At 70.0% G+C, this 23,990-nt stretch carries 22 protein-coding genes and 1 pseudogene; 11 read left to right on the forward strand and 12 right to left on the reverse strand.

Translation table 11 applies throughout. The features are described from left to right. Positions 1-117: 117 nt before the first annotated feature. Positions 118-600, reverse strand: a complete 483-nt coding sequence (locus ACGGAQ_RS20845; protein WP_393051630.1) for a hypothetical protein — start codon at positions 598-600, stop codon at positions 118-120. 402 nt (positions 601-1,002) lie between these two features. On the opposite strand from ACGGAQ_RS20845, the pseudogene ACGGAQ_RS20850 reads away from it, so the two are divergent. The 4 genes and pseudogenes from ACGGAQ_RS20850 to ACGGAQ_RS20865 form a co-directional block, all read left to right on the forward strand. Then, positions 1,003-1,569, forward strand: a pseudogene (locus ACGGAQ_RS20850) (SDR family oxidoreductase); the annotation flags it as partial. 100 nt (positions 1,570-1,669) lie between these two features. Next, the gene (locus tag ACGGAQ_RS20855) at positions 1,670-1,891 is read left to right on the forward strand and encodes an SDR family oxidoreductase (RefSeq protein WP_393051632.1); all 222 of its coding nucleotides are present in this window, start codon (positions 1,670-1,672) and stop codon (positions 1,889-1,891) included. A 1,203-nt stretch (positions 1,892-3,094) separates the two neighbouring features. Further along, on the forward strand, positions 3,095-4,027 hold the full coding sequence (locus ACGGAQ_RS20860) for a GNAT family N-acetyltransferase (protein ID WP_393051634.1): 933 nt from the start codon (positions 3,095-3,097) through the stop codon (positions 4,025-4,027). A 360-nt stretch (positions 4,028-4,387) separates the two neighbouring features. Then, on the forward strand, positions 4,388-5,524 hold the full coding sequence (locus tag ACGGAQ_RS20865) for a hypothetical protein (RefSeq protein WP_393051636.1): 1,137 nt from the start codon (positions 4,388-4,390) through the stop codon (positions 5,522-5,524). 153 nt (positions 5,525-5,677) lie between these two features. Here ACGGAQ_RS20865 and ACGGAQ_RS20870 read toward each other — a convergent pair whose 3' ends face one another. The 3 genes from ACGGAQ_RS20870 to ACGGAQ_RS20880 form a co-directional block, all read right to left on the reverse strand. Further along, entirely contained in the window at positions 5,678-6,667 is a 990-nt protein-coding gene (locus ACGGAQ_RS20870; protein WP_393051638.1) for a hypothetical protein, read from the reverse strand. 221 nt (positions 6,668-6,888) lie between these two features. Next, positions 6,889-7,563, reverse strand: a complete 675-nt coding sequence (locus ACGGAQ_RS20875) for an alpha/beta fold hydrolase (protein WP_393051640.1) — start codon at positions 7,561-7,563, stop codon at positions 6,889-6,891. Further along, a complete protein-coding gene (locus ACGGAQ_RS20880; protein WP_393051642.1) occupies positions 7,560-8,774 on the reverse strand; it encodes a YbfB/YjiJ family MFS transporter in 1,215 nt (404 codons plus the stop codon). The genes ACGGAQ_RS20875 and ACGGAQ_RS20880 overlap by 4 nt, the downstream gene beginning before the upstream one ends. 83 nt (positions 8,775-8,857) lie before the next feature. Between ACGGAQ_RS20880 and ACGGAQ_RS20885 the strand changes: the two genes are divergently transcribed. Next, positions 8,858-9,436, forward strand: a complete 579-nt coding sequence (locus ACGGAQ_RS20885) for a TetR/AcrR family transcriptional regulator (RefSeq protein WP_393051644.1) — start codon at positions 8,858-8,860, stop codon at positions 9,434-9,436. Positions 9,437-9,703: 267 nt separating this feature from the next. Here ACGGAQ_RS20885 and ACGGAQ_RS20890 read toward each other — a convergent pair whose 3' ends face one another. Both ACGGAQ_RS20890 and ACGGAQ_RS20895 read right to left on the reverse strand, forming a co-directional pair. Further along, the gene (locus tag ACGGAQ_RS20890) at positions 9,704-10,927 is read right to left on the reverse strand and encodes an MFS transporter (protein WP_393051645.1); all 1,224 of its coding nucleotides are present in this window, start codon (positions 10,925-10,927) and stop codon (positions 9,704-9,706) included. Positions 10,928-10,982: 55 nt separating this feature from the next. Next, complete coding sequence (locus tag ACGGAQ_RS20895) at positions 10,983-11,612, reverse strand: disulfide bond formation protein DsbA (RefSeq protein WP_393051646.1); 630 nt, start codon at positions 11,610-11,612, stop codon at positions 10,983-10,985. A gap of 42 nt (positions 11,613-11,654) precedes the next feature. Between ACGGAQ_RS20895 and ACGGAQ_RS20900 the strand changes: the two genes are divergently transcribed. The 3 genes from ACGGAQ_RS20900 to ACGGAQ_RS20910 are packed head-to-tail and all read left to right on the forward strand — an operon-like array spanning position 11,655 to position 15,273. Next, entirely contained in the window at positions 11,655-11,786 is a 132-nt protein-coding gene (locus ACGGAQ_RS20900) for a hypothetical protein (RefSeq protein WP_393051648.1), read from the forward strand. Between the two features lie 56 nt (positions 11,787-11,842). Continuing rightward, positions 11,843-12,670 carry an ABC transporter ATP-binding protein gene (locus ACGGAQ_RS20905; protein WP_393051650.1) on the forward strand — a complete coding sequence of 276 codons (828 nt, stop codon included), beginning with the start codon at positions 11,843-11,845 and terminating at the stop codon, positions 12,668-12,670. Continuing rightward, positions 12,667-15,273: an ABC transporter permease gene (locus tag ACGGAQ_RS20910; RefSeq protein WP_393051651.1), complete on the forward strand. Its 2,607-nt coding sequence runs from the start codon at positions 12,667-12,669 to the stop codon at positions 15,271-15,273. The genes ACGGAQ_RS20905 and ACGGAQ_RS20910 overlap by 4 nt, the downstream gene beginning before the upstream one ends. Before the next feature lie 15 nt (positions 15,274-15,288). On the opposite strand, the gene ACGGAQ_RS20915 is transcribed toward ACGGAQ_RS20910, so the two are convergent. Together ACGGAQ_RS20915 and ACGGAQ_RS20920 are read right to left on the reverse strand one after the other, a co-directional pair. Continuing rightward, entirely contained in the window at positions 15,289-15,933 is a 645-nt protein-coding gene (locus tag ACGGAQ_RS20915; RefSeq protein ID WP_393051653.1) for a LuxR C-terminal-related transcriptional regulator, read from the reverse strand. Further along, the gene (locus ACGGAQ_RS20920; RefSeq protein WP_393051654.1) at positions 15,921-17,102 is read right to left on the reverse strand and encodes a histidine kinase; all 1,182 of its coding nucleotides are present in this window, start codon (positions 17,100-17,102) and stop codon (positions 15,921-15,923) included. The genes ACGGAQ_RS20915 and ACGGAQ_RS20920 overlap by 13 nt, the downstream gene beginning before the upstream one ends. 189 nt (positions 17,103-17,291) lie before the next feature. On the opposite strand from ACGGAQ_RS20920, the gene ACGGAQ_RS20925 reads away from it, so the two are divergent. Both ACGGAQ_RS20925 and ACGGAQ_RS20930 read left to right on the forward strand, forming a co-directional pair. Next, positions 17,292-17,426: a hypothetical protein gene (locus ACGGAQ_RS20925; protein ID WP_393051656.1), complete on the forward strand. Its 135-nt coding sequence runs from the start codon at positions 17,292-17,294 to the stop codon at positions 17,424-17,426. A gap of 57 nt (positions 17,427-17,483) precedes the next feature. Then, positions 17,484-19,439 (forward strand): GTP-binding protein, encoded by a 1,956-nt coding sequence (locus ACGGAQ_RS20930; protein WP_393051657.1) that lies wholly within the window; start codon positions 17,484-17,486, stop codon positions 19,437-19,439. 120 nt (positions 19,440-19,559) lie between these two features. Here ACGGAQ_RS20930 and ACGGAQ_RS20935 read toward each other — a convergent pair whose 3' ends face one another. The 4 genes from ACGGAQ_RS20935 to ACGGAQ_RS20950 form a co-directional block, all read right to left on the reverse strand. Beyond that, positions 19,560-20,123: a dihydrofolate reductase family protein gene (locus ACGGAQ_RS20935; RefSeq protein ID WP_393051659.1), complete on the reverse strand. Its 564-nt coding sequence runs from the start codon at positions 20,121-20,123 to the stop codon at positions 19,560-19,562. Positions 20,124-20,134: 11 nt separating this feature from the next. Next, positions 20,135-20,617, reverse strand: a complete 483-nt coding sequence (locus tag ACGGAQ_RS20940; RefSeq protein WP_393051661.1) for an SRPBCC domain-containing protein — start codon at positions 20,615-20,617, stop codon at positions 20,135-20,137. Further along, a complete protein-coding gene (locus ACGGAQ_RS20945) occupies positions 20,614-20,988 on the reverse strand; it encodes an ArsR/SmtB family transcription factor (RefSeq protein ID WP_393051662.1) in 375 nt (124 codons plus the stop codon). The genes ACGGAQ_RS20940 and ACGGAQ_RS20945 overlap by 4 nt, the downstream gene beginning before the upstream one ends. A gap of 151 nt (positions 20,989-21,139) precedes the next feature. Next, positions 21,140-23,380 (reverse strand): HelD family protein, encoded by a 2,241-nt coding sequence (locus ACGGAQ_RS20950; protein WP_393051663.1) that lies wholly within the window; start codon positions 23,378-23,380, stop codon positions 21,140-21,142. Between the two features lie 295 nt (positions 23,381-23,675). On the opposite strand from ACGGAQ_RS20950, the gene ACGGAQ_RS20955 reads away from it, so the two are divergent. Further along, entirely contained in the window at positions 23,676-23,969 is a 294-nt protein-coding gene (locus ACGGAQ_RS20955; RefSeq protein ID WP_393051665.1) for a DUF1330 domain-containing protein, read from the forward strand. The last annotated feature ends 21 nt before the right edge of the window (positions 23,970-23,990 follow it).

A 23,990-nucleotide genomic window follows, 5' to 3' on the forward strand; every position in this document is an offset into this window, starting at 1 on the left:
CAGTCACCGGTCATCAGGTACGCGACCCGACGCCAACGGTCCATCGTGGTGCGGACGTACGCGGTGTATTCCTCGTCGGCCGCTGCCTTGTCGCTCTTTCGGAACAGCACCCGCAGGTCATCCCTTCAGTCGGTACGCGTTGACGATCGTCTGACGGACCGTATTGCCGGCCGAATCCACGGCGAACGCCCGAAGCGAGGCGAACCCGTGACCGGCCGGGTGGTCCACGGTCGCGGTCCAGGTGTTGCCGCTGCGGACCAGACGGGCCGGCTGCCACGTGTGACCACCGTCGTAGGAAACGTCGAGGGTCAGGCCCACCGTGGTTGCCCGCGGTGCCCCGGTTTGCCGCTGCACCGTCACCGGGAAGCGGAACTGCTGGCCGGCCGGAGCCGCGTTCTGCCCGTCCAGCGCCGCCGTGGACCGCACCGCCATGACCGGCACGGTCCGCTCGCCGGAAAGCGCACCCGTCGGCGGGCGGTCGCCCGACCGGTCGCCGCCCGGCTGGGGGGTGGCAGCGGCTGGTACGGCACCGCCCATCGCCAGGGACAGGGCCAGGACGGGAACCGATCCGCGCCGTACCGTCCGTCTCCATTTCGTCACTCGTCGCTCCCTATTTATCGAACGATGTTGTCCGAGAGGGAGTCGATGGCGGGACCGGGTCTCGTTGTCCGGTGCGCCGATGATTTTTCGACCGGACCGGTTCACCTGGTGGACGGCGGCCTCACCGGTCGGGACCTGACCGCCCACGTGCGGGTCCTGGTCGCGGGCACAACTCCCGCCGGCTCGGTGACCCGGGCACCGCAGGACGTCGATCACGCGACGGCTTCGACTCTGCCGCTGAACGGGCTGACCGCCCTGCTCGCTCTCGACCAGCTCGCTCTGGAGCCAGGCGCGGTCCTGGCCGTGACCGGGGCAGCCGGTGCCGTCGGCGGATATGTGGTGCAGATGGCCGCGGCGGCCGGCCTCGTCGTGATCGCCGACGCTGCCCCTGCCGACGAGGCCATGGTGCGCAAGTCGGGCGCAGCCAAGATCGTCGCCCGCGGCGATGACGTCGCCCGGCGGATCCGTGCCACCCAACCCGCCGGTGTGGACGCGCTCGTTGACGCCGCGCTGGTCGGCCCTCAGGTGGTGGACGCCGTCCGTGACGGCGGCAGCCTTGCCCTGCTGCGCGGCAATGGCGAACCCGGCGCGTACGCCGCCGGCGCCGGACGTGGCATCACAGTGCGGACCCCGTTCGTGCCCGGCTACGCCGGCCGCAAGGAGGCTGGCGACGAGCTGGCCTCGCGCCTGCCCCACGCGATCTTCGTGCCCACCGACGTCACGGTGGAGGCCGAGGTGGCCGCCGTCGTGCGGCGGGCGGTCGAGCGTTACGGCCGTCTCGACGGCGTTTTCAACAACGTCGGCGCAGCGACCGCCATGGGGCTGGTCACCGACCTCAGCGGTGAGGCATGGGACGGCGAGTTGGCCCTCAACCTCAGCAGCGTGTTCTACAGCCTCAAGCACGAGATTCCCTCGCTGGAGGCTTCTGGTGGAGGCGCCATCGTGAACAACGCGTCGGTCTCCGGCGTGGTGGGGCAGGCCGGCATGGCCGCCTACACGACCGCCAAGCACGGCGTCGTTGGCTTGACCCCGCTCGGTCGCGCTCGACACCGCCGCCCGCGGTATCCGGGTGAACGCCCTGGTCACCGGCGGGGTCGACACGCCACTGCTGCGCCGCAACATGGGCGACTCGGCCGAGGAGGCAATCGAGGCAGCCATGGCCATGCACCCGATCGGCCGGATCGGCGAGCCAGAGGAGATCGCCGCCTTCGCCGCGTTCCTGCTCAGTGACGACGCCTCGTTCATCACCGGGGCCGCCCTCGCAGTCGACGGCGGGTTCACCGCCGCCTGACAAATGGCTGCTTGAAAAGGTCCGTAAAGGTGCTTCGCGCTGTCCGTGACTGGCGGCACTACGCGAACAACCCGTCGAGGCTGAGACCGTCGATCGGACGGGCTCGGCGTTGCGATATTGTCATGGTGCCCACTCCGGCGTCGACTAATCCGCGTCCGTCGGCTGTCGATGGTCCGCAGGACGGTCCACCAACGCAGGGAGAACCCGATGCCGGAGTCTGAGCCCGTCCAGGACGACCACGCGGCGGATGCCGAATCCTCAACCACCGCCGAGGCCGACCAGCCTGCCGTTCACGAAAATCGGGCTGCCCGGCGCGCGAAGGGCAAGGTCGCCTCGCCTCAACCTTATGGAAAGGGTCAGCACCTCGGCGGCCGAGGCTCGGTCCAGAGCCCGCGCCAGTGGGGCAACCGTCGAAGCGGCTGATCCGTTGGCGGGGCCGTTGTCAGAACCCATCACTGGTCAACACAGCCGCAGAGCAACAACAGCACTGACCATGCGGTTGAGGTGCAACTCGCCCCACCGACCCGTACCCCCATGCCTGCGGTACACGGGTCGCGATGGAGGGGGCACGCCGTTCTCTTGGTGGCGGGAGGCGCCGATGTAGGGCGACGGGCGCGGTTGCACCCTGGCGACGTCCGGTCCGTCTGCCCCGTTACCCCCCCGAAACCGCCACCTGTCGTTGACAACCAGTGACAAGAAGCGGCCGCTGCTTGATCGTGTCTGTGCCGCCTACGCCAATTCTCGGCAATCAATGACAAGGCCGGGATGACTACGGTTGGTAACAAAGGGTCGTCGGTTCGAATCCGGCTGTCCCGACACAGGTCACGGGACTGGTCCGAGAATCGGGTCGGTCCGGCCGGCATCGGCCGGGCCGGCCAGCCACACCGCGGGGACACAAAGACCCTGAAGACCTCCGGTCTCCGCCCCGAACCCCGACCCTCCCCAGAGATACCACCGCGGGTCACCTCGCCGGCACCACAAGGGCTACCAGCCTCCCCGGACGGGCCCAAGGTCGTTCGTCCGGTACGGCGCTCCACCTTGTCCCCCGTCGGGGAGGCTGGGCGGTCTACGACTGGTCGACGACGAGATCCGTCTGAGTCCGCAGGGACTTGAGCCGCAGGCAATGGAGCCATGCTGCAGCTAACCGAAAGGAGCCCTTCTCGGCCCGTACGAGCATAATGCTGAGTTCGCTAGCCTTCGCACGTGATCTCCTACCGCGTTACCGGCCCCGCAGACCCCGACCGCGTGACCTCGTGGATCGTGACCGAGCCCGTTGGGTGGATCCCCGCCGACCGTTACCGGGCCGACCTGGCCGAGGGCATGTACCGACCGGATTGGACATGGATCGCCGAGCATGACGGCCGGGTCGTGGGACGGGCATTGTGGTGGGGGCCGAAGGGCAGCCCGCATCCGGTCGCGCTCGATTGCCTCGACGTGGATCCTGCCGTGGGCGACCGTGCCGCGGTCGCCGCCGAGCTGATCAGGGCCGCGCTGGCCGGGTTCCCGGAGCCGGTGCAGTACAGGATCAAGGTCACCGGTGGCTGGCGCGAGGATCCGGCCACCTTGGCGGCCGTGGAGTGGCGGCGGGCGGCGGCGCATGCGGCGGGCCTCACCCGGGAGGTGGAGCGGTTGCAGTTCGAGTGGGTTCCCGCCGACGGGGTGCCGCCCGCGGCTGGCAGGCTGCGGTTCACCGAGGCCTCCGACGAGGAGTTCCTCGCGGTGTTCAGGAGAATCGCCGAGGGCAGCCTGGATGCCCAGACCCGTGCGAACCTGGCCGCCAAGGGCGTGGACGCGACCGCGCGCGAGGAGATGGACTTTTATCTCAGGGCGCCGGGCAAGCGGGAGTGGTGGCGGATCGCCTACACGCGCGAGGGTGAGGTGGCGGGCATGGCGATTCCCTCCGCGACCTCGTACAACGTGAACGTCGGCTATCTCGGGGTGGTGCCGGAGTTCCGCGGGCGCGGCTACGTGGACGAGGTGCTCGCCGAGATCACCCGCCTTCACGCAGCCAATGGGGAGTCGCGCATCACCGCCACCACCGACATGGGCAACGCGCCTATGGCGGCCGCTTTCGGTCGCGCCGGATACCGCAACACGGGGATCCGGATCAACCTTTCCAACGACATCCAGCCCTAGACCAGGAAGGGCCGGCGCCGACATTGCAACACACGAGCTCGGACTGCCTGGCCGAAGCTCCGGATCGGAGGGCAGGCCGGGGCTATCCACGGGCCCGCAAGGTGGTGTCGGCACCCGAGGCGCTGAGCAGAGCGGCCACGTGGTTTCCGAGCGCCGCCGGGGTGAAGAGCGAGACCCGACCCAGACGCCGGCACCAGCACCACGACATCACCGCCATGGCGATGGGATTGGCTGGTCAGGAGGCAGCAGCGCGCGAAACGACGTTCTTACGCCTTCGTTACGGAAGACGAATCGGGCGCGCGTAAGCCATTGACGAGCGCGATGCTGAAGGCCATCCACCCATCGAGGGAGAGGGCGATCATGGGATCACTGGCACGGCGCGGGCTGTCGGCGGCGACGCTCGCCACAGTGGCAGCAGGCGCATCGCTCCTGCCGGCGATGGCGGTCGTGGCCGCCACCCCTTCGGCGTGGAGGGCGACGGTGCCTTCGCTGATCCTGGACAGCCGGTTGACCGACGTGGTCGCCACCGGCCCGGGCAATGCCTGGTCGGTCGGCTATCAGGCGTCGACCTACACGGGATTCTCGATCGACGAGCCATACGCGCTGCTGCAGTGGAACGGGCAGGCGTGGACGGAACGGCGACTTCCGCACGAGGCGTTCCTGCTGTACAAGGTGGATGCGTCGAGTGCCGGCGACGTCTGGACGGTGGGCATCGGGAAGCTCGGCCAGCCGTATGCCGGGCACTTCAACGGCCAGACCTGGACGGGACACACACCGTTGGGCACCTCGGCAGGGCCGTCGGCGCTGCTGGACGTGGCGGCCACCGGCGGCGGGCGGGCGGTGCTTGTCGGCCACGACGGCTCCGGGCCGCTCGTCGTCGAAGGCGACACCGGTCAGTTCAACCGGGTGGCGGTGCCGGGGACGGAGCAGTACAACGGCGTCCTGCGAACGGTCTCGAGCACTCAGGACGGCAGCGTGTTCGCCGCCGGAGACAGGTACGTCGCCGACGCCCCCTACCCTGAGCCGGCAATCGTGCAGCGGGTCGGTGGCGCGTGGCGGGTGGCGGCGTTGCCATCGATTCCCAGCACTCAGCTGACCGGTGTTTGGGCTCGCTCGTCGACCGACGCCTGGGCCGTCGGCACCCAGGACTACGACTCCGCTCCCAAGCCGGTCATCCTGCACTGGAATGGCAGGACGTGGCAGCGGTTGGCCGGACCGGCAGCCGATGGCCGGGCGTACGCCGTTGCCGGTGATGCGAACGGCAATGTGTGGATCAGCGGCACGAATCCGATCCCGCCGTACATCGAGTACCCGGGCACGCTGTTGCTGCGCTACACCGGCGGCCGGTGGAGTGTCGCGTACGGGCCGAAGGTCGACGGCAGTGACCCGAGCCTTGACGCCCTGGCCAACGTCCCGGGCGCCTCGTCCTTCTGGGGTAGCGGCGCAGTGTCGACCAACGGTCTCGGCACGGCCGGCGTCATCGAGCGAACCAGGTGAGGTTAGGGGCGTGCGCCGCGACCCGTTCGGACTGCTCGACCGGCCGGACGTGCGTGCCGGCGAGCACGCCGCCGGTTGCTGGCGCGACCCTGAGAGTTCACGGTGGTGGCGTTTCTGGTTGCGGAGGCCGGTAAGCGATGGCCGGAGGCTGCTTCACTGCATGGCGGTGGCCGGGGGATGATCGAATGATTCGGGGCAGCGGAAGGTGTACAGCGAGTAGCCGCGCCCGATCTGCACGCCGACGACGTCCGGGGACGCGGTCGGGTTCTCCTCGAGCGGGCGCCAGCTGCAGTGCATGCCGTTCCAGTCGCCCGTGTCCACGGCAAAAGTCAAGGTCATCGCGGTGCCGCAGGCAGCACAGTCCATCGGGTACGGATCGGTCAGCGACCAGTTCGCGTAGCCGCCGACCTTCCAGCCCGGCGCCAGCGACAAGTCGCTCTGATAGTGGGGACGGCTGTCGTCCTCGTCGTCATCCCACTCGTCGAGCCGCTCGCGTAGGTCATCGGGGAGCAGATCGGCGTACTGGTACTCGCGGACCTGCTCGGGGTGCACCACGCACGGAATCGGCAGGTACATGTCGCTGATCACCGGCGGTTCGGGAGGCGCTTCGAGCAGCGGGCCGACGGTGGAACTGTCGCGCCAGTAGAGGAAGACGCGAGGGCCGTAGTGCCGATCCGAATGGTCCACCGGGCACCACAGCACCTGGAGCAGGTCGGTGCCGTCCGGACCGACGTAGTCCGGGACATCTCGCTGGTACAGCTGCGCGACCGGGACCAACGGGATCGGATTCTCAATCAGGTCGTCCAGGTCCAGAGCGTCGGCCGCATCGAGCTCGGCCCGCTCCTCCGCGGTCAAGAAGTCCCCGCCCGCCAATCGCTCCCGGGCCTCTGCGGTCGCGAAGATCTCCCGCCTGCGGCGCAGAGCGGCAGGGGTGGTCAGGTTGTACGGCTCGTGCGCCCCGGCGTCGTCGCAGACCGGCCATTCCTCGTTGGCCGGCCACAGCAGCGGTCCGCCGACCGAGCTGTCCCTGACGGTCGGAGCGCCGGGCCGGGGATGCAGGCGGGTAGCGGTGCGGGAATGGTCCCGCAGTTCGGGGAAGAGGGCGGTGATGTCCAGGGGACGCGGAGGCGTGGTGCGGACCATAGCAGCGGATCTTAGGCCCGCGTACTGGTCGTGAGTTCCGTGCAGAGCCGGGCAGCTGAGGTCCCGGCTCAGCCGGATCCGTCAGGATTCCGCTGCATCCGCCACGCGCGAAATCGTGCACGTCGCGTGGAGCCGTTCCCGAACGGGCTCGGCTGGACGCCCGCGGTACGCCTCCGCGGGTGCCGCCGGACGTCGCCCGGTGGCGCCGGCGGAGGCGCCGATCAGCGGGACGCGGCGACGTCGATCAGGATCCTCGCCAGCTCGTCCGGGGCGTCGCGCATGAGGTTGTGGCCGGCGGCCAGCGCGTGCGTGGTCCAGCGGGGGTCCTCGCTCAGCCTGCGGTAGGTCGGGGTGAACGGCGACTGGTCGGCCCACCCGGCGGCGTACACGTAGTCCCGGCGGCGGATGTGCGCCAGGGCGCCGGCGAGCCGTAGCGGTTGGAGCACGGAGGCGATCGGGTGTGCCGTCGCCCGGGCGTCGAAGAACGGCAGCGGCCGGGACGCACATCCGGTCTCGTCCACGTCTGCATACCAGCTCCGTTCCTGGTCCGAGACGAGTGACCAGCAGGAGTCACCGTCGCCGGGCACCACCGCGTCCAGGTAGACCAGGGAGTCGACCCGGTGCGGCGCCCGGTCGGCGGCTCCGGTGATCACCATTCCGCCGTAGCTGTGCCCGACCAGTACCGTCTCCCGCAGGTTTTCGCCCTCAAGGACGGCGATGACGTCCTGGATGTGCGTGTCGAGGTTCACCGTGCCCTGCAGCAGGTGCCGGCGTTCACTCACGCCGGTCAGGGTCAGCGGGTGGACGGTGTGCCCGACGTCGCGCAATCGCCGGGTGAGGTGCTCGAAGCACCATCCACCGTGGCACATCCCGGGGACGAGGACGAAGTTCGTCATGATCCTGCTCTTTCGGTCGATTGTGAATGGTGGTCCGTCGCGGCGGATCCGCCGGCTCGTCGCTGCCCGCCGCGGGAGGACAGCCCTCCGACGAGGGTGATCGCTGCGGCGGCGGCGCACAGGACCGCGGTCCACTCGAGGGTGGCCGCGGAGGAGGTGTGGTCGGCGACCAAGCCGGCCAGCCACGGTCCGGCGGTCTGGCCGGCGGCGAATACCGTGGTGAAGACGGCGAGCGTGGCGGGCCAGTCGACGGCCGGGGTGTGGGCTCTGATGAGGGCGGTGATGGCGGCCGGCACGCCCATGAACGTCGCCCCGTACGCGAGCGCGGAGGCCAGGGCGACCGGGGTCGCGGACGACGTCAGCGCCAGTGCCGACCCGCCGGCCAGGACGGCGAGCAGGGTGGCCAGGGCCCGGGTGCCGGGCCATTCGGCGATCGGTCGGCTCCACACCGCGGGAGCCGCCGCCACGGCGGCGCCGAGCACCGTCCAGGTGAGCACGACATGCGCGATGGAGGCGTGCCGGTCGGCCAGGTAGGTGGACAGGAAGGTGATGTAGCTGATGTAGCCGGCGGCGAACAGCAGGTAGGCCAGGGCTGGTGTCAGGAGCGGTCGGAGTCGGGCCCGGCCGGCAGCGGCGCGCCGGTCGTCGTCGGTGCCGGCCGCTGTCCAGCTCCCGAGGGTTGCCAGCGCGGCGGCGGCGCCCAGGCCTACCCAGGCCATCCGCCAGTGCGCGCCGAGCAGCGGCACGGTCACGCCGCTGACCATGATGCCCAGCCCGGTTCCGGCGAAGTACACCGTGATGGGCATGGTCGAGGCGGCGGCGGTTGCGGCCCGGGACGCGAGCACCCCGCCGGCGATGAACACCACTGCTCCGGTCGCCCCCGACAGCGTCCGGACTGCCAAAAGCGCCAGGTAGTCGCCGCTGACGGCCGTCATGACCAGCGAAGCGGCGGTGAGGGCCATGCCAACCCGGAACGCGACGGCCACGCCGAGACGGCGTACCAGCGTGGTGGTCAGCAGCGCGCCGAGCAGATACCCGAGGCCGTTGGCGGCGCCTACCGCGCCGGCTTGGGCAAGGGTCCAGTTCAGGTCGTCGCGCATCGCCGGCAGCAGCAGCCCGTAGGCGAAGCGTGCGAAGCCGAGCGCGGAGGCGGTGCCCAGGGCCAGACGTACGGCCTGCCACAGTCCCGCGGGAGGCGCGGTGGATGCCATCAGCGTCTCCGTAGATAGAACTGATCGGTACGAACTCAGGGGGATGTTAGCAGTAGAACGAACCGACCGGTACCATCATTGTCATGCCAGTTCCCAAGGGTTCGACGATCGACCCGGAACGCACCCGTGCCGGGATCGTCGAGGCGGCCACCCCGCTGCTCTACGAGCGGGGCCTGGACGGCATCGGCGTCGCCGAGTTGTGCGCCCTCGTCGGCGCTTCCAAGGAAACCCTCTACCGCTACTTCGGCTCGAAGGAGGGCCTGATCCAGGCGGTGCTGGAGGCCCGCAGCGAGCGGGTGACCACGTGGATCGCCGGGGCCGTGGCCGCCGCCGGGGACGATCCGCGCGACCAACTCGCTGCCGTCTTCGACGAACTCCAGCGCTGGTACGACGAGCCGGGCTTCCGGGGCTGCGCGATGCAGAACGCCGCAGCCCAACACCATGCCGAGGCGGTACGGGCGATCACCTCCCGCCACCTGGACCGCCGCCTCGACCTCCTGACCGCGATCGCCCGACGGGCCGGCGCAGTCGACGCGGAGGCCCTCGGGCGACAGCTGCTCGTGCTGGTTGAGGGTGCCACTCTCCTCGCCGCGCACCACGACCGGACGAACGTCGGCAACCACGCCAAGCAGGCCGCCCTCGCCCTGCTGTCCACTGTCTGAACCGGCACCGGGGCGGTGCGCCCGCCCCACACCACGGGAACGGAACGCCGGCGAGGTTCCGACCCAGTAGTGGCTGCCGAACCCGCCTTTCGTGACAATGACGCACGCTTTCGCTGTCACGGTCATCGCGAGCTCGGCAACGGCGCCGGGCTGGCGCAGCATGATGGGCATCTGCCAGGTGCCCATGCGCAGGTGGCTCAGATCCGTCGAGCTGAACGCATCCTGGGCGTCCACCGGACCGACCGCCGGGCAGCCAGTTCGGCTATCTCAGTCACCTCCTCGCGCCCGAGGTCGGGCTTCTGTGGCACATGCCGTTTGCCTCGGGAGGGCGATTGGGGGGAAGGGTCGGTGGCGGGCGGCCCAGTTGACGACGAGGGTGGTGACAAGCCCGGTGGCGAGGAAAGTGAGCCCGAGCACCAGCCACCCGGGCCCGGACCAGACCATCACCACAGCGGTCAGAGCGGCCGGCCCCACGGCGCGGGCGAACGGTATGCCGCTCTGGTACACGCCCTGCCACTGCCCGGGTCGGGCGGGATCGGCCAGGGTGAATCCGACACTCCACGACCCGGCGGCCAGTCGCAACTCACCGGTCACCTGCAGGGCTACCGCGGCGAGGACGAGGCCGGCGGCGACAGCCGAGTCGGTGGTGGCGGCCACTGTCCACAAGAGTAGGCAGGCGGCGCAGAGCGCGAGGCCAGCGAAGCGGATTGCCCGGGTCGCCTCGCCCAGGGTCGTCACCCGCCGAGCCGTCCGGCGCTGCCAGCCCAGGACCCCAATGGTGTTGAGGAGGAAGGCTCCCGCCACGATCCACCGGGGCGCGGCTGTGCGACTGCTCAGGTACAGGGGCAGCAGCACGCTCAGCGTGGGCATGTACAGATACATCACCGCGTTGAGCGCGGCCACTGCGACGTAGCGGATGTCCCGTGGCGCATCCCCCCAGCCAGTCCTCATCCGGGTGCCCGAACCCGAGGGCAAGCCGATCAGCACCACCGCGCTGCCGATGAAGAGCATCGCGTTCCCGACCAGCGCGGCGCGGTAGACGGTGTGCGTACCGGCCAGGAGCGCCATGCCGCCGGCCGCAGCGCCGATGCCGATGCCGGCATTGACGGCGGTCTGGATGCCTGCCCGCACGGTGACCAGTTCGGTGGACGGTACGAGGGAAACCAGCAGGGCCTGCCGGGTGGCGCCAGCGCCACTCTGCGCAATCGCGTACAGCACGCAGCCGGAGCAGACGAACAAGAAGCCCGGTGCGCTTGCCAGCACCAGGAGGGCAACCGCTGTGGCCATGGACAGCAGGATCGTCACCCGCCGCAGTCCGATGCGGTCGCCCACTGCGCCGATGGGATGAGTAGCGAGAAAGCCGGCGCCCCACGCGAGGGACAGCAAGACGCCGACCTGCGCCGTCCTCAGGTGGCTGACCTGGGTCAGATACACGACGAAGGTCACGTAGAAGCAGCCCTCGCCCACGGCGGCGACGAACTGCGCGCGCATGAGGACAGCAGCCGGCCGCCGATGGGAAACCTGTCTGCGGGTAGCCCGGACGGGACTACGCGAAGCTGAGGCCATGGGCCCGGGCGCGTTTGAGCTCGGAGAAGGCCCCGCAGGCAGCGAGCAGGCGGGCACCTTCGAAGACGCGCACGGCCTCGTCACCCCGGGGGATCGAGGTCAGCACGGGGCCGAAGAAGGCCACGTCGTCGACCACCACCGTCGGAGTGCCGAGATCCTCGCCGACGAGTTGTTGAGCGCGGGAGGTGCTGGCGCGCATCTGCGGGTCGAGGTCGCTGCGGTGGGCGGCTTCGGCCAGGTCGGCGGGAAGGCCCGCCTCGGCCAGGGCCGCCGGGACCACGCGGTCGAAGTCCTTGTCGCCCTCGTCGTGGATCCGGCGCCCCAGCGCCGGGTACAGACGCTCCAGGGCCGCGGGGCCGTGGTGAGCGGCTGCCGCCACGCACACCCGCGCCGGCCCCCACGCCCGGTCGTTGAACTCGCGGTACCAGGGTTCCAGGTCGCGATGCTCGTTGATCACCGCGAGGCTCATCACCTCGAACCGCAACGTGATCGGACGCATCCGTGCCACCTCCATGAGCCACCGCGAGGTGATCCAGGCGAACGGGCAGGACGGGTCCACATAGGCAGTGACGGGGACTGCTGCGGCCAGGTCAGAGTATTTATCTTCCACGGAAGCAATATATCTTCCCTAGAAGGTAACCTGCAAGGATGGATGAAGACCGCAACGGGTGATTTCGACGTGCTCGCAGCGCTGCGCCGGGAGGGCGAGCCGTACACGCTCACGGCGGGCCAGTTGAGCGAGCGGATGCTCGTCACCACCGGCACTACAGGCAGCTGTACCTGACGTCCGGGGGCACGGGGTATCGGCCCAGACCGCCGCGGAACCTAGCGTCGGATGGCATGAGATCAACGAAGGGCCCGTCGGGACGGCGCGTCGCGCAGGCCGGGGCCACCTGGAGCGGTTCGCCGGACACGCCGGCAATACCGACCGTCCGGACATCGCCGTACGCGGTGCGCCTGGATTCGGTGACGAAGGAGTACGGGTCGGGGACGAACGCGGTACGCGCACTCGACGCGGTGACGGCCGGGTTCCCGCGCGCTACCTTCACCGCCGTCATGGGCCCCTCCGGTTCCGGCAAGAGCACGTTTCTGAACTGCGCGGCCGGTCTGGACCGGCCGACGTCGGGCCGGGTCGTGCTGGGTGATACGGACCTGTCCGAGCAGTCGGAGACCGAGTTGACCGAGCTGCGGCGGGTTCGGATCGGATTCGTCTTCCAGGCGTACAACCTGCTGGGCGCGCTGACCGTGCAGGAGAACGTCACGCTGCCACTGCGGCTGGCGGACGCGAAGGCCGACAAGACGTGGCTGAGCCAGGTGCTGACCGCGGTCGGCATCAGCGAGTACGGCGGGCGGCGCCCCAGCGAACTCTCCGGCGGTCAGCAGCAGCGGGTCGCGGTCGCCCGCGCGCTGATCACCCGTCCGGACGTGGTGGTCGCGGACGAGCCAACCGGCGCGCTGGACACCCGGTCCAGCAAACGGGTTCTGGAGTTGCTGCGACACGTCGTGGACGAGATGGGGCAGACGGTGCTGATGGTCACCCATGACCCGGTCGCCGCCTCCTACGCCGACTCGGTGATGTTTCTGGCCGACGGCAGGCTCGCGGGCGAGCTGACCCGACCCACTCCGGAGCAGATTGCGTCGCGCATGACGCACCTGGGCGAGTGGTGACCCGCAGCTTTCGGCGGCTGGTCCGTCTCGTGGTGCCGTTACCCGGGGACCTGTCGCTGGCCTGGAGCACGATCAAGGGGCGTACGGGCGGTTTCGTCGGCTCCTTCATCGCGGTCGCCGCTGGCTCGGCAGTGATCACCGCCTGCGGGATGCTGCTGGTGTCCGGGCTCGGCACCGGCGTGACCCCCGAGCGGTACGCGGGCGCGGCGGTGGTCCTCGGCGGTGAGCAGTCGTTCTGGCTGGACGAGTCCGCCGAGGTCCGCTACAGCGAGCGTGTCACGCTGCCCGCCGAGAAGGTCGCCGCCGTCGCCGCGGTGCCCGGTGTGCAGGCGGCTATCGGAGACGTCAACGTCGAGGTCAGCGTGCTGGCCCCGGACGGCGACGTGGTGGCCGGTCCGGACGGCTTCCCGGTGCTCGGGCACGGCTGGTCCGCTGCGGCGCTCGGGCCGTTCCGGGTGCGCGACGGCCGAGTGCCCTCCGCGCCCGACGAGGTTGTGCTCGACGCCGACCTCGCCGCGCGCGGCGACGTGTCGCTCGGCGCGAGGGTGCAGCTCGTGGTCGGCTCGCTCCCGTCGTCCTACCGGGTGGTGGGCATCGCCACCGCGCCGGGGGACGGGTTGGACCGGCAGTCCGCGGTGTTCGTCACCGACGACCAGGCGACCACGCTGTCCGGGCGTCCGGGCCGGGTGGACGCCATCGGCGTGCTCGCCGCGCCCGGCGTTGCCCCGGAGCAGCTGGCCGAGCGCATCACGGCCGCCGTGCCGGGCGTGGTGGCGCACACCGGCGCGGGACGCGGCGACGTGGAGTTCCTGGACGTGGGTGACGCCCGCAGCCTGGTGGTCGAGACGGCGGCGTCGTTCGGCGGCACCATGGTCCTGATCGTGGTGTTCGTGGTGGCGAGCACCCTCGCGCTGTCGGTGCGGCAGCGCAGGCGAGAACTGGCCCTGCTGCGAGCCATCGGCGCAACGCCCAGGCAGATCCACTGGATGATCGGCGCCGAGATGACAGTGGTCTCGTCGGTGGGCGCCGTGGTCGGCGCGATTCCCGGCGTGCTGCTCGCGTACGTGATGCGCGCTGTGTTCGTCCTCGCGGGCGTGATGCCCCCAGACTTCCAGATGCGGGTGGGGTTGTTGCCCGTCCTGGCTTCGCTGATCCTGTGCGTGCTCAGTGCCCGGCTCGCTGGTTGGCTTGTCGCACGCCGGCTGGCCAACGTCAGCCCGGTCGAGGCGCTCGGCGACGCCGCGGTCGAGCCCCGGAGGTTCGGCCGGATGCGGGTGGCCATCGGCGTCCTGCTCATCCCGCTCGGGCTGCTGTTGACCTGGGGCAATGTCGCGGCGCCGGGCGACTCGGCCGCCGACACCGCGGCAAGCGCGGTCCTGTTGTTCGTCGTGGCCCTCGGGTGTCTTGGACCCCTGCTGCTTCGGGGCGCCATCGTGCTGTTCGGCTCGCGCCTGAACCGGCAGTCCACTGCCAGCGGCTTCCTCGCTCAGGCCAACGCGCGGGCCAACTGGCGGCGGCTCAGTTCGGCCACCACACCGCTGGCCATGGGCGTGACCCTGGCGGCCGTGCAGGTGTTCGGCGCCTCCACGACGATCGCGGCGGCCCAGCACCAGATCGAGGACGGCCTGCGGGCCGACCACGTGTTGACCGCGCCGTCGGGTGCCGGGATATCCCCGGAGGTCGTGGACGCCGTACGCGGCGTGGCCGGTGTCTCCGTGGCCACGCCGGTGGCCCGGATGCGGGTGCTGTTGACCTTCCCATCCGAGGACAGCACCGCGACCAAGGTCTTCGCCGCCCAGGGGGTGGCGCCCGAACGGCTCTCCGAAACCATGGATCTCGCGGTGAACGAGGGCGACATCGCAGAACTGCGGGGCGATGCCGTGGCGCTGAGCCGGATCGTCGCGGAGACCGTCCGGGCGAACGTCGGCGCAACGATTGAGCTGCGGCTCGGCGACGGCACGGTGGTCGAGCCGCGGGTGGTGGCGATCTACGAGAACGGCCTCGGCTTCGGGGATGTCACCCTGCCCAACGACCTTGTCGTCGCCCACACCACCACGCGGGTGGCCACCGCCGTGCTGATCAGGTCGGTGGACGGGACCGACCCGGTAGCACTCGCCGGCACGCTGCGCGGCGCCCTTGAGCGCTACCCGACGGTCCAGGTCGGCGACCGAGAGGCGTTCCTGGCCACGTCGGGGTCCGGTGGCTCCGGTGACTGGGCGCTGAACCTGCTGTTCCAGACGGTGCTGCTGGGCTACATCGCGATCGCCGTGGTGAACACCCTGGTGATGGCGACCGCGGCGCGGGTTCGCGAGTTCGCGAGCCTGCGACTCATCGGCGCCAGCCGGAACCAGCTCCGCGCGATGATGAACGGCGAGGCCAGAATCGTGGTTCTCTCGGCACTGCTGTTCGGCTTGCTGGCGACGATCCCGCCGCTGATCGGCATCAGCCTGGGCCTGACGAAGTCGCCCGTTCCCAGCATCTCCCTCACCGGGCTCATCGCGATCGTGGCGGTCACCATCGCGCTCTCCTGGGGCGCGATCAGGATGGCCACCCGGTACGCGATGCGACCCGCGTTGATCGACGCGATCGGCGGGCGGGAGTGACGAGGCCGGGCCAGATCAGCCCACAGCGTTGAGGTAGGCGAGAACGGCGAGGACGCGGCGGTGGCCGCTGTCGGCCACGGCGAGGCCAAGCTTGGCGAAGATGTTGCCGATGTGCTTGTGGACGGCGTTGTCGCTGACGACAAGCCGTTCAGCGATGGCGGTGTTGTCGTGCCCCTGCGCCATCAACGCGAGTACCTCGCGCTCGCGGGGGGTGAGGGCAGCGACCGGGTCACCGGCGCGTTGGACGAGTTGCGCGATGACCTCGGGGTCCATCGCCGTACCACCGGCGGCGACGCGGCGCAGCGCGTCGACGAACTCGTCCACGCGGCTGACCCGATCCTTGAGCAGGTAGCCGACGCCACCGCCGGTGCTGGACAGCAATTCGGCGGCGTACTGCTGTTCGACGTATTGCGACAGCACCAGGACCGGAAGGCCGGGATGCTCCCGGCGGGCCTGCAGGGCGGCGCGGATTCCCTCGTCGCGGAAGGATGGCGGCAGCCGGACATCGACGACCGTAACGTCGGGCCGGTGCTCCCGCACGGCCGTCAGGAAACCCGCCGCATCGTCGGCGATGGCGGCGATCTGGAAGCCCGCGCGACCCAGCAGCAGCTCCAGTCCGGTGGACAGCAGCACGCTGTCTTCGGCGATCACCACCCGCACGGCAACTCCACGGTGAGGGTCGTCGGCCCGCCCGCCGGGCTGTCGACATCGACAGTGCCGTCGAGCGCGAGCACCCGGCGACGGATCCCGGCAATGCCGGTGCCCCGCCGATCGTCGGCGCCGCCGGTGCCGTTGTCAGTGATCGCCACCAACAAGCTGTCCGCCGCGCGGCTGACCCGTACGCCGGCCGTGGTCGCTTGGCTGTGTCTGGTGACATTGGTCAGCGCCTCGGCCACGGCGAAGTAGACGACGGCCTCCACAGCTGGCGGGACCCGTTCGAGGTCGCCGATGTCCAGCCGGGTCGGCACGGCGCAGCGGGTGGTCACGGCCGTCAGGGCACCGTCGAGCCCTCGGTCGGCGAGAATCGGCGGATAGACGGTGCGGATCACGTCGCGCAGTTCGGTCATCGCCTCTTCGGTTCCTTCGTGTGCGTCCCGCAGAAGATCTTCCAGGAACTGCTCGTCGCGCGGATTGTCGGAGAGAGCCTGTCGGGCCACGGCCAGCCGCATCGCGATGGCCACCAGCCGGGCCTGGGTGCCGTCGTGCAGGTCGCGTTCGATGCGGCGCAGCTCCGCGCCGTGTGCGTCGAGCACGTCCGCGCGGGTGCGGGTCAACACGGCTACCCGCTCGGCGAGCTGTTCGTTCGTCGAGTGCGACAGCACCACCAGGCAGATCCGGGCGTGCGCGCGAGCCATCGGCGGGAAGCCCACGTAGGCCAGCGCGGTGAGCAGGAGGATCTGAAGTGGGCCAAGCGTGAGGGCGGTCGTCCAGCCGGTGACCGGGACGTCGATGAACAGCCGTGGCCTGTCCTCCGGCGCGAACGCCCACCACAGGGGTGTGGCGATGGCGGCAACCACGATGTTGCCCACGCACAGGAGCGTGGGCAGCCCGAACGCCACACCGGTGATGACGTTCACCGGCAGCCAGAGCAGGGCGTGGGACGTGCCGCCCGCGGCCGCTCCGCGTCGCGCCGCGCCCTGTGCCGGACGCGAGGCCAATGGCCTACCGAGAAGCCGGCCGGCGCGGTCACGGTGCCAGTCCGCCCAGAGCCGGGCGAGCCGCGGCACGCACAGCAGTGGCAGTGCGAGCACTGTGGCGACCCCCAGGAGCAGCGAGCCAAGGAGGTATACGCCGCCGCGCCGCACCTGCACCCACCGTTCGCCCGGCATAACAGGATGTCCTTCCTCCGTACGCCGGGAAGCTCGCGTCGCCGGCACGGCGTCGTGGCGTGCCCTGATTGTCGCCGCCCACGCCACTGCAGCCGCTCCACCTGATGCCCGATGGTACGGGGCGGCGGTCCACCAGTGCCGGACGCGCGGGCGGTGGCACGGCGACGCCAGGAGGCTCGACACGGCCTGATGCGCGGGATCGACCGTGGCGGTGCCGCGATCGAATTCGCTGGCGGCGGTCGCGGCGGGCGTGCGAACCTCAAGACGCCGCACCGCTGCACCCCGGTGGAGCACGTCGGCCACAACGACCATCACGAGGAGTGACAATGCGAGCAGCTTCCACGTTCCGGACCCTTGACCGTCCTACCGTGGAGTTCTGCCTTGGCCTTGTTGAACCTTGGAATCGTCGCTCATGTTGACGCCGGAAAGACCAGCCTGACCGAGCGCCTGCTCTACGAGGCAGGCGCCGTGTCCCAGTTGGGCAGCGTCGACGCCGGCACGACACGGACCGACTCGATGGAGCTGGAGCGCCGGCGCGGCATCACCATCCGGGCGGCCGTCACGTCGATCACCATCGGTGATCTGAGCATCAACCTGCTGGACACCCCCGGCCATCCGGATTTCATCGCGGAGGTCGAGCGGTCGCTGGCAGTCCTCGACGCCGCCGTGCTCGTGGTGTCGAGCGTCGAGGGGGTCCAGCCGCAGACCGTCGCCATCTGGCGGGCGCTGCGCCGCATCGGCGTACCGACGGTCGTCTTCCTGAACAAGGTGGACCGCCGCGGCGCCGACGTCGACCGGGTGCTGACCCAGGTACGCCAGCGGCTCGGGGCGCGTCCGGTCCTGCTCACCACGGTCACCGGCCAGAGCGGGCGCGACGTCCGGGTGCGGGCCGTCGGCTTCGACGCCGAACCGGTGCTGGAGGCGGCGGCGGAGGTCGACGACGCGGTGGCGGCGCGGTGGCTGACAGACGAGCCGGTACGCATCCGCGACGTCCGCCGTGCGATCCGGAACGCGGTGCGCCGTGCCGAACTCACCCCGGTGGCGTGCGGTTCGGCGATCACCGGAGCAGGGGTACGGCAGCTGTGCCACCTCCTCGCCGACCTGTTGCCGCGTGGCGAGCAGCGGGACGGTCCGCTGGCGGGCACGGTCTTCGCCGTCGATCGGGACGGCCACGGCCGGCGGGCCTGGCTGCGATTGTGGTCCGGCCGTCTGCGCGTGCGAGATCGGGTGCAGCTGGCCGGAGCCCGCCCACAGACGGTGACCCAGATCGCCGTCATCGAGCCCGAAGGCGTCCTGGTGCGCCCCTCGGTGTCCGCCGGTCAGATCGCCGCGGTGCGTGGCGTCTCGGCCCGGATCGGCCAGCACATCGGGGACCCGCCTCGGCGGCACGGCTATCGGTTTCCGCCGCCCACCCGGCAGGCGGTCGTCGAGCCGGTGAATCCGGAGCAGCGCCTGGCGATGTTCGCCGGCCTGGCCGAGCTGGCCGACGAGGACCCACTGGTGGACCTGCGGCTCGACGAGCAGCAGGCGGAGGCGGTGATCCGTCTGCACGGGGAGGTCCAGAAGGAGGTGCTCGCCGCCCTCCTGGAGGACCGGTACGGCGTCCGGGTGCGCTTCTCCGGCACCCTGACGGCCTGCATCGAGCGGGTCGTCGGCACCGGAGTCTTCGAGGAGCGGGTGCGCGAGCGCGGTAACCCGTACCTGGCCGGGCTCGGATTACGGATCGAGGCTGCCCCGGTCGGGCACGGCATCGACTTCCGTCCTGGTGTCGAACCCGGCCGGTTGCCACCGGCATTCGTCGCCGCCACGGAGGAGGGCGTGCGGGCCGCGCTGCGGCAGGGTCCGCACGGCTGGCCGGTCACCGACTGTGTGGTCACCATGACGGCTTCCCGGTATCTCCCGCGACAGAGCAGGCCGCATCAGAAGTTCGACAAGTCCATCTCGACCGTGGCGGCGGACTTCCGCAACCTCGCCCCGGTGGTGGTCGCCGCGGCGTTGCGCCAAGCCGGTACCCGGGTGTGCCAGCCGATCGAGCGGTTCGACGTCAACCTTCCCCAGCACACGGTGGAGACGGTGCTGGCGCTGCTCGGCAGGCGGGGCGGCGTGGTCCACGAGACCGCCGTCGCCGGCGGTTACCTCGAGGTGAGCGGCACGCTGCCGTCCTCCCGGGTGCCGCAGGTCGTTGCCGCTCTTCCCGACCTCACCGGCGGGGAGGCTGTCCTGACCACCACCTTCGACCACTACGCGCCGGTCACCGCCGAGGACCCGCCGACCTTGCCCCGGCGCGGACCGGACCCGAGCGACCGGGAGGCGTGGTTCCGTGCCGTACCGCGGTAGGCCGGCCGTCCCGCCAGCGAGCGGGTTTCCACAGGCCAGAGCCTGTGGAAACCCTCCGCCGAACCAGTCGTCAGCGCTCCGCCTGGGATGCAAGCGCCGGCGATCGGACGGGGCGGTCGTTCACTGTCCGACAGGGCGGTAGCGGAGGTGCACGACGCCGTTTCGGAATCGGCGCTCATCGATCAGCTCAAGGTCGGTGCGTGTGCCGGTCGGCAGCCCTGGCTTGCCCCCGCCGACGACAACGGGCCAGATGAACAGCTGACACTCGTCGACCAGCCCGGCCGTGAAAGCCTGCGCCGCGAGGTTGGCACCTCCTACGGTGAGATCGCTGCTGGCCGTGGCCTTCAGCTCGTGTACCGCGGCGGGGTCGAAACGGCGTTCGAGTCGGGTGTCGGCAGTCGACACCGCGGCGAGGGTCGTCGAGTAGACAACTTTGGTCGCCGCCTTCCAGACGCTCGCGAAGTCGGCCGTGAGGTCAGACTGCGCGGCCAGAGCGGGGTTGGTCTCCCAGTGGGCCATCGATTCGTACAGGCGTCGGCCGTAGAGGAACGTGCCCACGGACCGCAGGAGGTCGGTGTAGAGCACGAATAGCTCATCGTCCATCGGCAACCAGTTGAACGCCCCGCGTTCGTCCTCGATGTAGCCGTCAAGCGATACGTTATTCACGTAGATCAGCTTCGCCATGCCTCTACCCCTCAATGGTCAGCTGCAAGGACCTGGAGATTCGCCAACGCGGCGTCCAGCTTGGTGAACGCCTGGCGCCACCCCTCCTCGCTGGGCTGTGTCAGGTGCTCGGGCAGCCACTGGCGGATCTCCAGTCGCGTCCGCCCGTCGGATTCGTCGTGGAACTCGATCCGCAACCTCGTCTCGAACGGCTCGATGCCCTCCTGCAGCCGACCACTGACGCGCATGACGCCTTCGAGCAGTTCGCCGTCGGCGACGTCGGTGAGATCGACGTGGACGTGCACGCGAAGGTCGGGTTTGGCCGCATTGACCTCCGTCCACCGTTGAAAGCCGCCGGGGCGTACGTCGAACTCGATCTCGTCGCGCGGTAGTGAGTTGCCGATCGGGCCCCACCACGCCGCCAGGTGGTCCGGGTCGATGAAGGCTCGGTAGACGAGCTCCCGTGGCGCGTCGAACACGCGAGAGATGACGAGCTGCGGAGTGTCGGCGTTCATTCGAGCTCCCGGGTGTCGTCGGCCATCTGATCCGTTGCCCGTCCGGCGGCCTGCACCGCGGCAAGGTGGGCATCGAGGCGGCTGAGGGACGAGTCCCAGAACCGCCGGTAGTGCTCGATCCAGTCGGCCGCCTCGCGCAGCGGGGCAGCCTCGAGGCGGCTCTCGCGCCACTTGCCCGACCGCGATCGCGAGATGAGCGCGGCGCGTTCGAGCACCTTCAGGTGTCGGGACACCGCTGGCATCGAGATGGAGAAAGAAGCGGTGAGATCGGTGACCGTGGCGTCGCGTTCGGCCAGCTCGGCGAGGATTGCCCGTCGAGTCGGGTCGGCGAGCGCCGAGAACACCGCGCTGAGCTGATCGGTGCCAGCCATCCGAAACCCCCTCCCTTCACTTAACGAACCTGTTAAGCGTATTGACGTGCCGATGATGGTGTCAACGGATTCGTTCGCCTGGGCCGGCTCGGCTCCGGCCCCACCGCTGACGTACGCCGGACGCGGACAGCCCCTGCAGTAGAGGTGGCGACTACTGCGTGAGGATCAGCTGTCCGAGTTCCTGGGTGCATCGGGTGAGCGCGACGTAGAGGCCGTTCCAACCGCGCGGCTCAGCGGCGATGCCTTGCGGGTCGATGAGGAGCGTCGCGTCCCATTCCAATCCCTTGGACTGGGTCGCGGTGAGCACTGGCACACCACTCAGCACGGTCAGGAGTTCGACGATGCGGTCGGCGGGGGCGATGACGCCGACAGTGCCGCCGTGCCACCGCTGCTGCAGCTGCCGCACTGCTTCGGCGGCAGCACCAGCGAGATCAGCGGGTGCGATCGTGAGCTGCCAGGGGGCGATGCCGGAGGAGCGAACCGCCCGTGGCGGCGTGTTGTGGCTGCCAGCCTTCTTCAAGACCGGTTCGGTGAGCTCCATGACCTCGCGCGGGGTCCGGTAGCAGATGGTGAGTTCCGCGGCGGTCCAGCGGTCTCCGAAAACGGACCGCACCGCTTGTGCCCAACTGGTGTGCCGGTGGGCTGCCTCCGCCTGGTCGATGTCACCGACGGCGGTGATGGAGCGACTGGGACAGCGCCGCAGAACCATCTGCCACTGCATCTCGGACAGCTCCTGCGCCTCGTCGATGACGACGTGGCCGTACACCCAGCCACGCTGCCGGCGAGCGCGGTCGGCGACGAATTCGCCCTGTGGTTGCGGGGCGTCGACCTCGCCGAGCAGGTCGGCAATGGTGTCGAGCAGGGGAATGTCGCTTGATGCCCATCCGGCGGGCTCGGCCGCGACGGCGGTGATCTCCTCGGGGGACAGCTGCGGGGCGAACCGGGCCAGCAGGGTGCGGTCGGTCAGGAGATCACCCAGCAGGGTTTCGGGGTCGAGGGTGGGCCACCATGCCTCGATGAACCGGGCGATGGTGGCGTTCTCGGCAATACGACATCGCAACTGTTCGATCTCCTCCTCGGAGAGCGTCCCGTCGATGTCGCTGCCGGTGGACGTCCGGGCGGGGTGGTCGTCATGCCCCATGTCCCTGTCGACGCGGGCGAGGATGTCCTCGAAGCCCTCCTCCATCTCGTCCATCAGCGCCTCGCGCTGCTCGGCGACGACGTCGGCGAGGAGGTGGTGCACCTGCTCGGCGAACGCCGCGCGGGCGCGGTGGTAGGGGCGTCCCTGCACCGCCGAGGCGAGCGCGTGCGCCACAGTTGTGGCGGCGATGACGTAGAACTCGCCCTCCCAGCGCAGCTTCAGCTCGCGGGGCCGGGGAAGTAGCGACGTGACGTAGTTTTCGAGCGCGGGCCGCCAGAGGGCGCGGCCCTTGATCTCGGCGAGAGGCCGGCTCTCGTCGCGGCCCACCTGAACGTCGGTCAGTAGGGTGTCGCAGGTCGCCGAGACGACGGCGGTCTCACCGAGCGCGGGTAGCACCTGGGCGATGTACTGGAGGAACCTCGGCGAGGGGCCCAGAACCAGGACCGCCTGGTCGGCCATCTTGCGGTGGGTGAACAGCAGGTACGCGACGCGGTGCAGGGCAACAACGGTCTTGCCGGTGCCGGGACCGCCCTGAACGATCAGTGGGCCGGTCGCCTCCGCCCGGATGATGTCGTCCTGTTCGCGTTGCAGCGTGGAGATCGCCGTCGACATGCGACCGGTGCGCCGCTGGTCGAGGGCGGCCAGGAGAGCGCCTTCGCCGACGAGTTCCGCCGTTGTGGTCCCGTCCAGAGGCTCGTCGTCCACGCCGACGACGGCCGATCCCGTGGTACGGATGTGTCGGCGCCGTGCCTGACCCTGTGGGTCGACAGCCGTCGCGGTGTAGAACGGCCGAGCTGCGGGAGCGCGCCAGTCCACCAGCAATGGCTCACTGCCCTCGCCGTCGTCGCGGAGGCCGACACGGCCGACGTGGCGTACGGTGCCATCAAGACCGTCGAGGCGGCCGAAGACCAGCCCTTCCTCTGCTCGCTGGAACTCGTCGTACTGCTGGCGGAGCATGCGCTGCCGGGCCAGCGCCAATGCGTCCAGCGCCTCCGACGAAAGCTCGACCTGTAGCTGGTCGACAAGCTTGTCGCGCCGGGCCGTGGCCACGTCGAGAAACGCCTGTTCCTCGGCGATCGCGGATCGGCGCGCGACGCCCTCCGCGGTAGAGGTCGGTGATTCGCTGACGCCAGCAGTGCCGTTGTGCAGAGCAGACTTCCGGCGCATTCGCAAGTCCTTGTATGGGTGTGCCTCGGCCCCGAATGAGCCGCAGTGCGGTCGGCGGCAAGCATAGGTTTGTGTTTCCCTCATCGGCCAGGAAATCCGCCGGCAGAGAGGGGAATCTCAATACCTTGCAGTTCCGGTTCGCGTGTGGCGGCAATCAATCTCGATCCGTTCATTGACAGTCCGAGGGTCGTCTGATCTCGCAGGAGTTTTACGGCACCTACGCCTTCGGCCGCAGCCTGGGCTGCCTCAGCCAGCGGCCTGCGTAGCCACCGCGACCCACTCGGTACCGGCCCGGCGGGTAGCCTGACACCGCAGCGCCCCTGTCTCTCGAAACGGGCCAAGCGCGTCGGCCGATCGTGGAAAGAACACTGGAGGTTCCGTGGCCAAGGGCTACTGGGTCAGTGCCTACCGCACCATTTCAGACCCTGAGAAGCTGGCTGCCTACAACAAGCTGGCCGCTGCAGCCGTCCAGGCCGGGGGCGGGCGGACCCTCGCCCGCGGCGGCCGAGTCGTCGCACACGACGCCGGAATCGCCGAGCGCACTGTCCTGGTCGAGTTCGACAGCTTCGAACAGGCCGTCGCGGCACACGAGAGCGAGGCCTACCAGGAGGCGCTGGTCGCCCTCTCCGACGGCGTCGAGCGAGATTTTCGCATCATCGAAGGCATCGACTGACCGGGGCGACCCCGCCAACGC

The organism is Micromonospora sp. NPDC047557 (genome assembly GCF_043205095.1).
In the GTDB taxonomy this organism is placed as follows: Bacteria; Actinomycetota; Actinomycetes; order Mycobacteriales; family Micromonosporaceae; genus Micromonospora.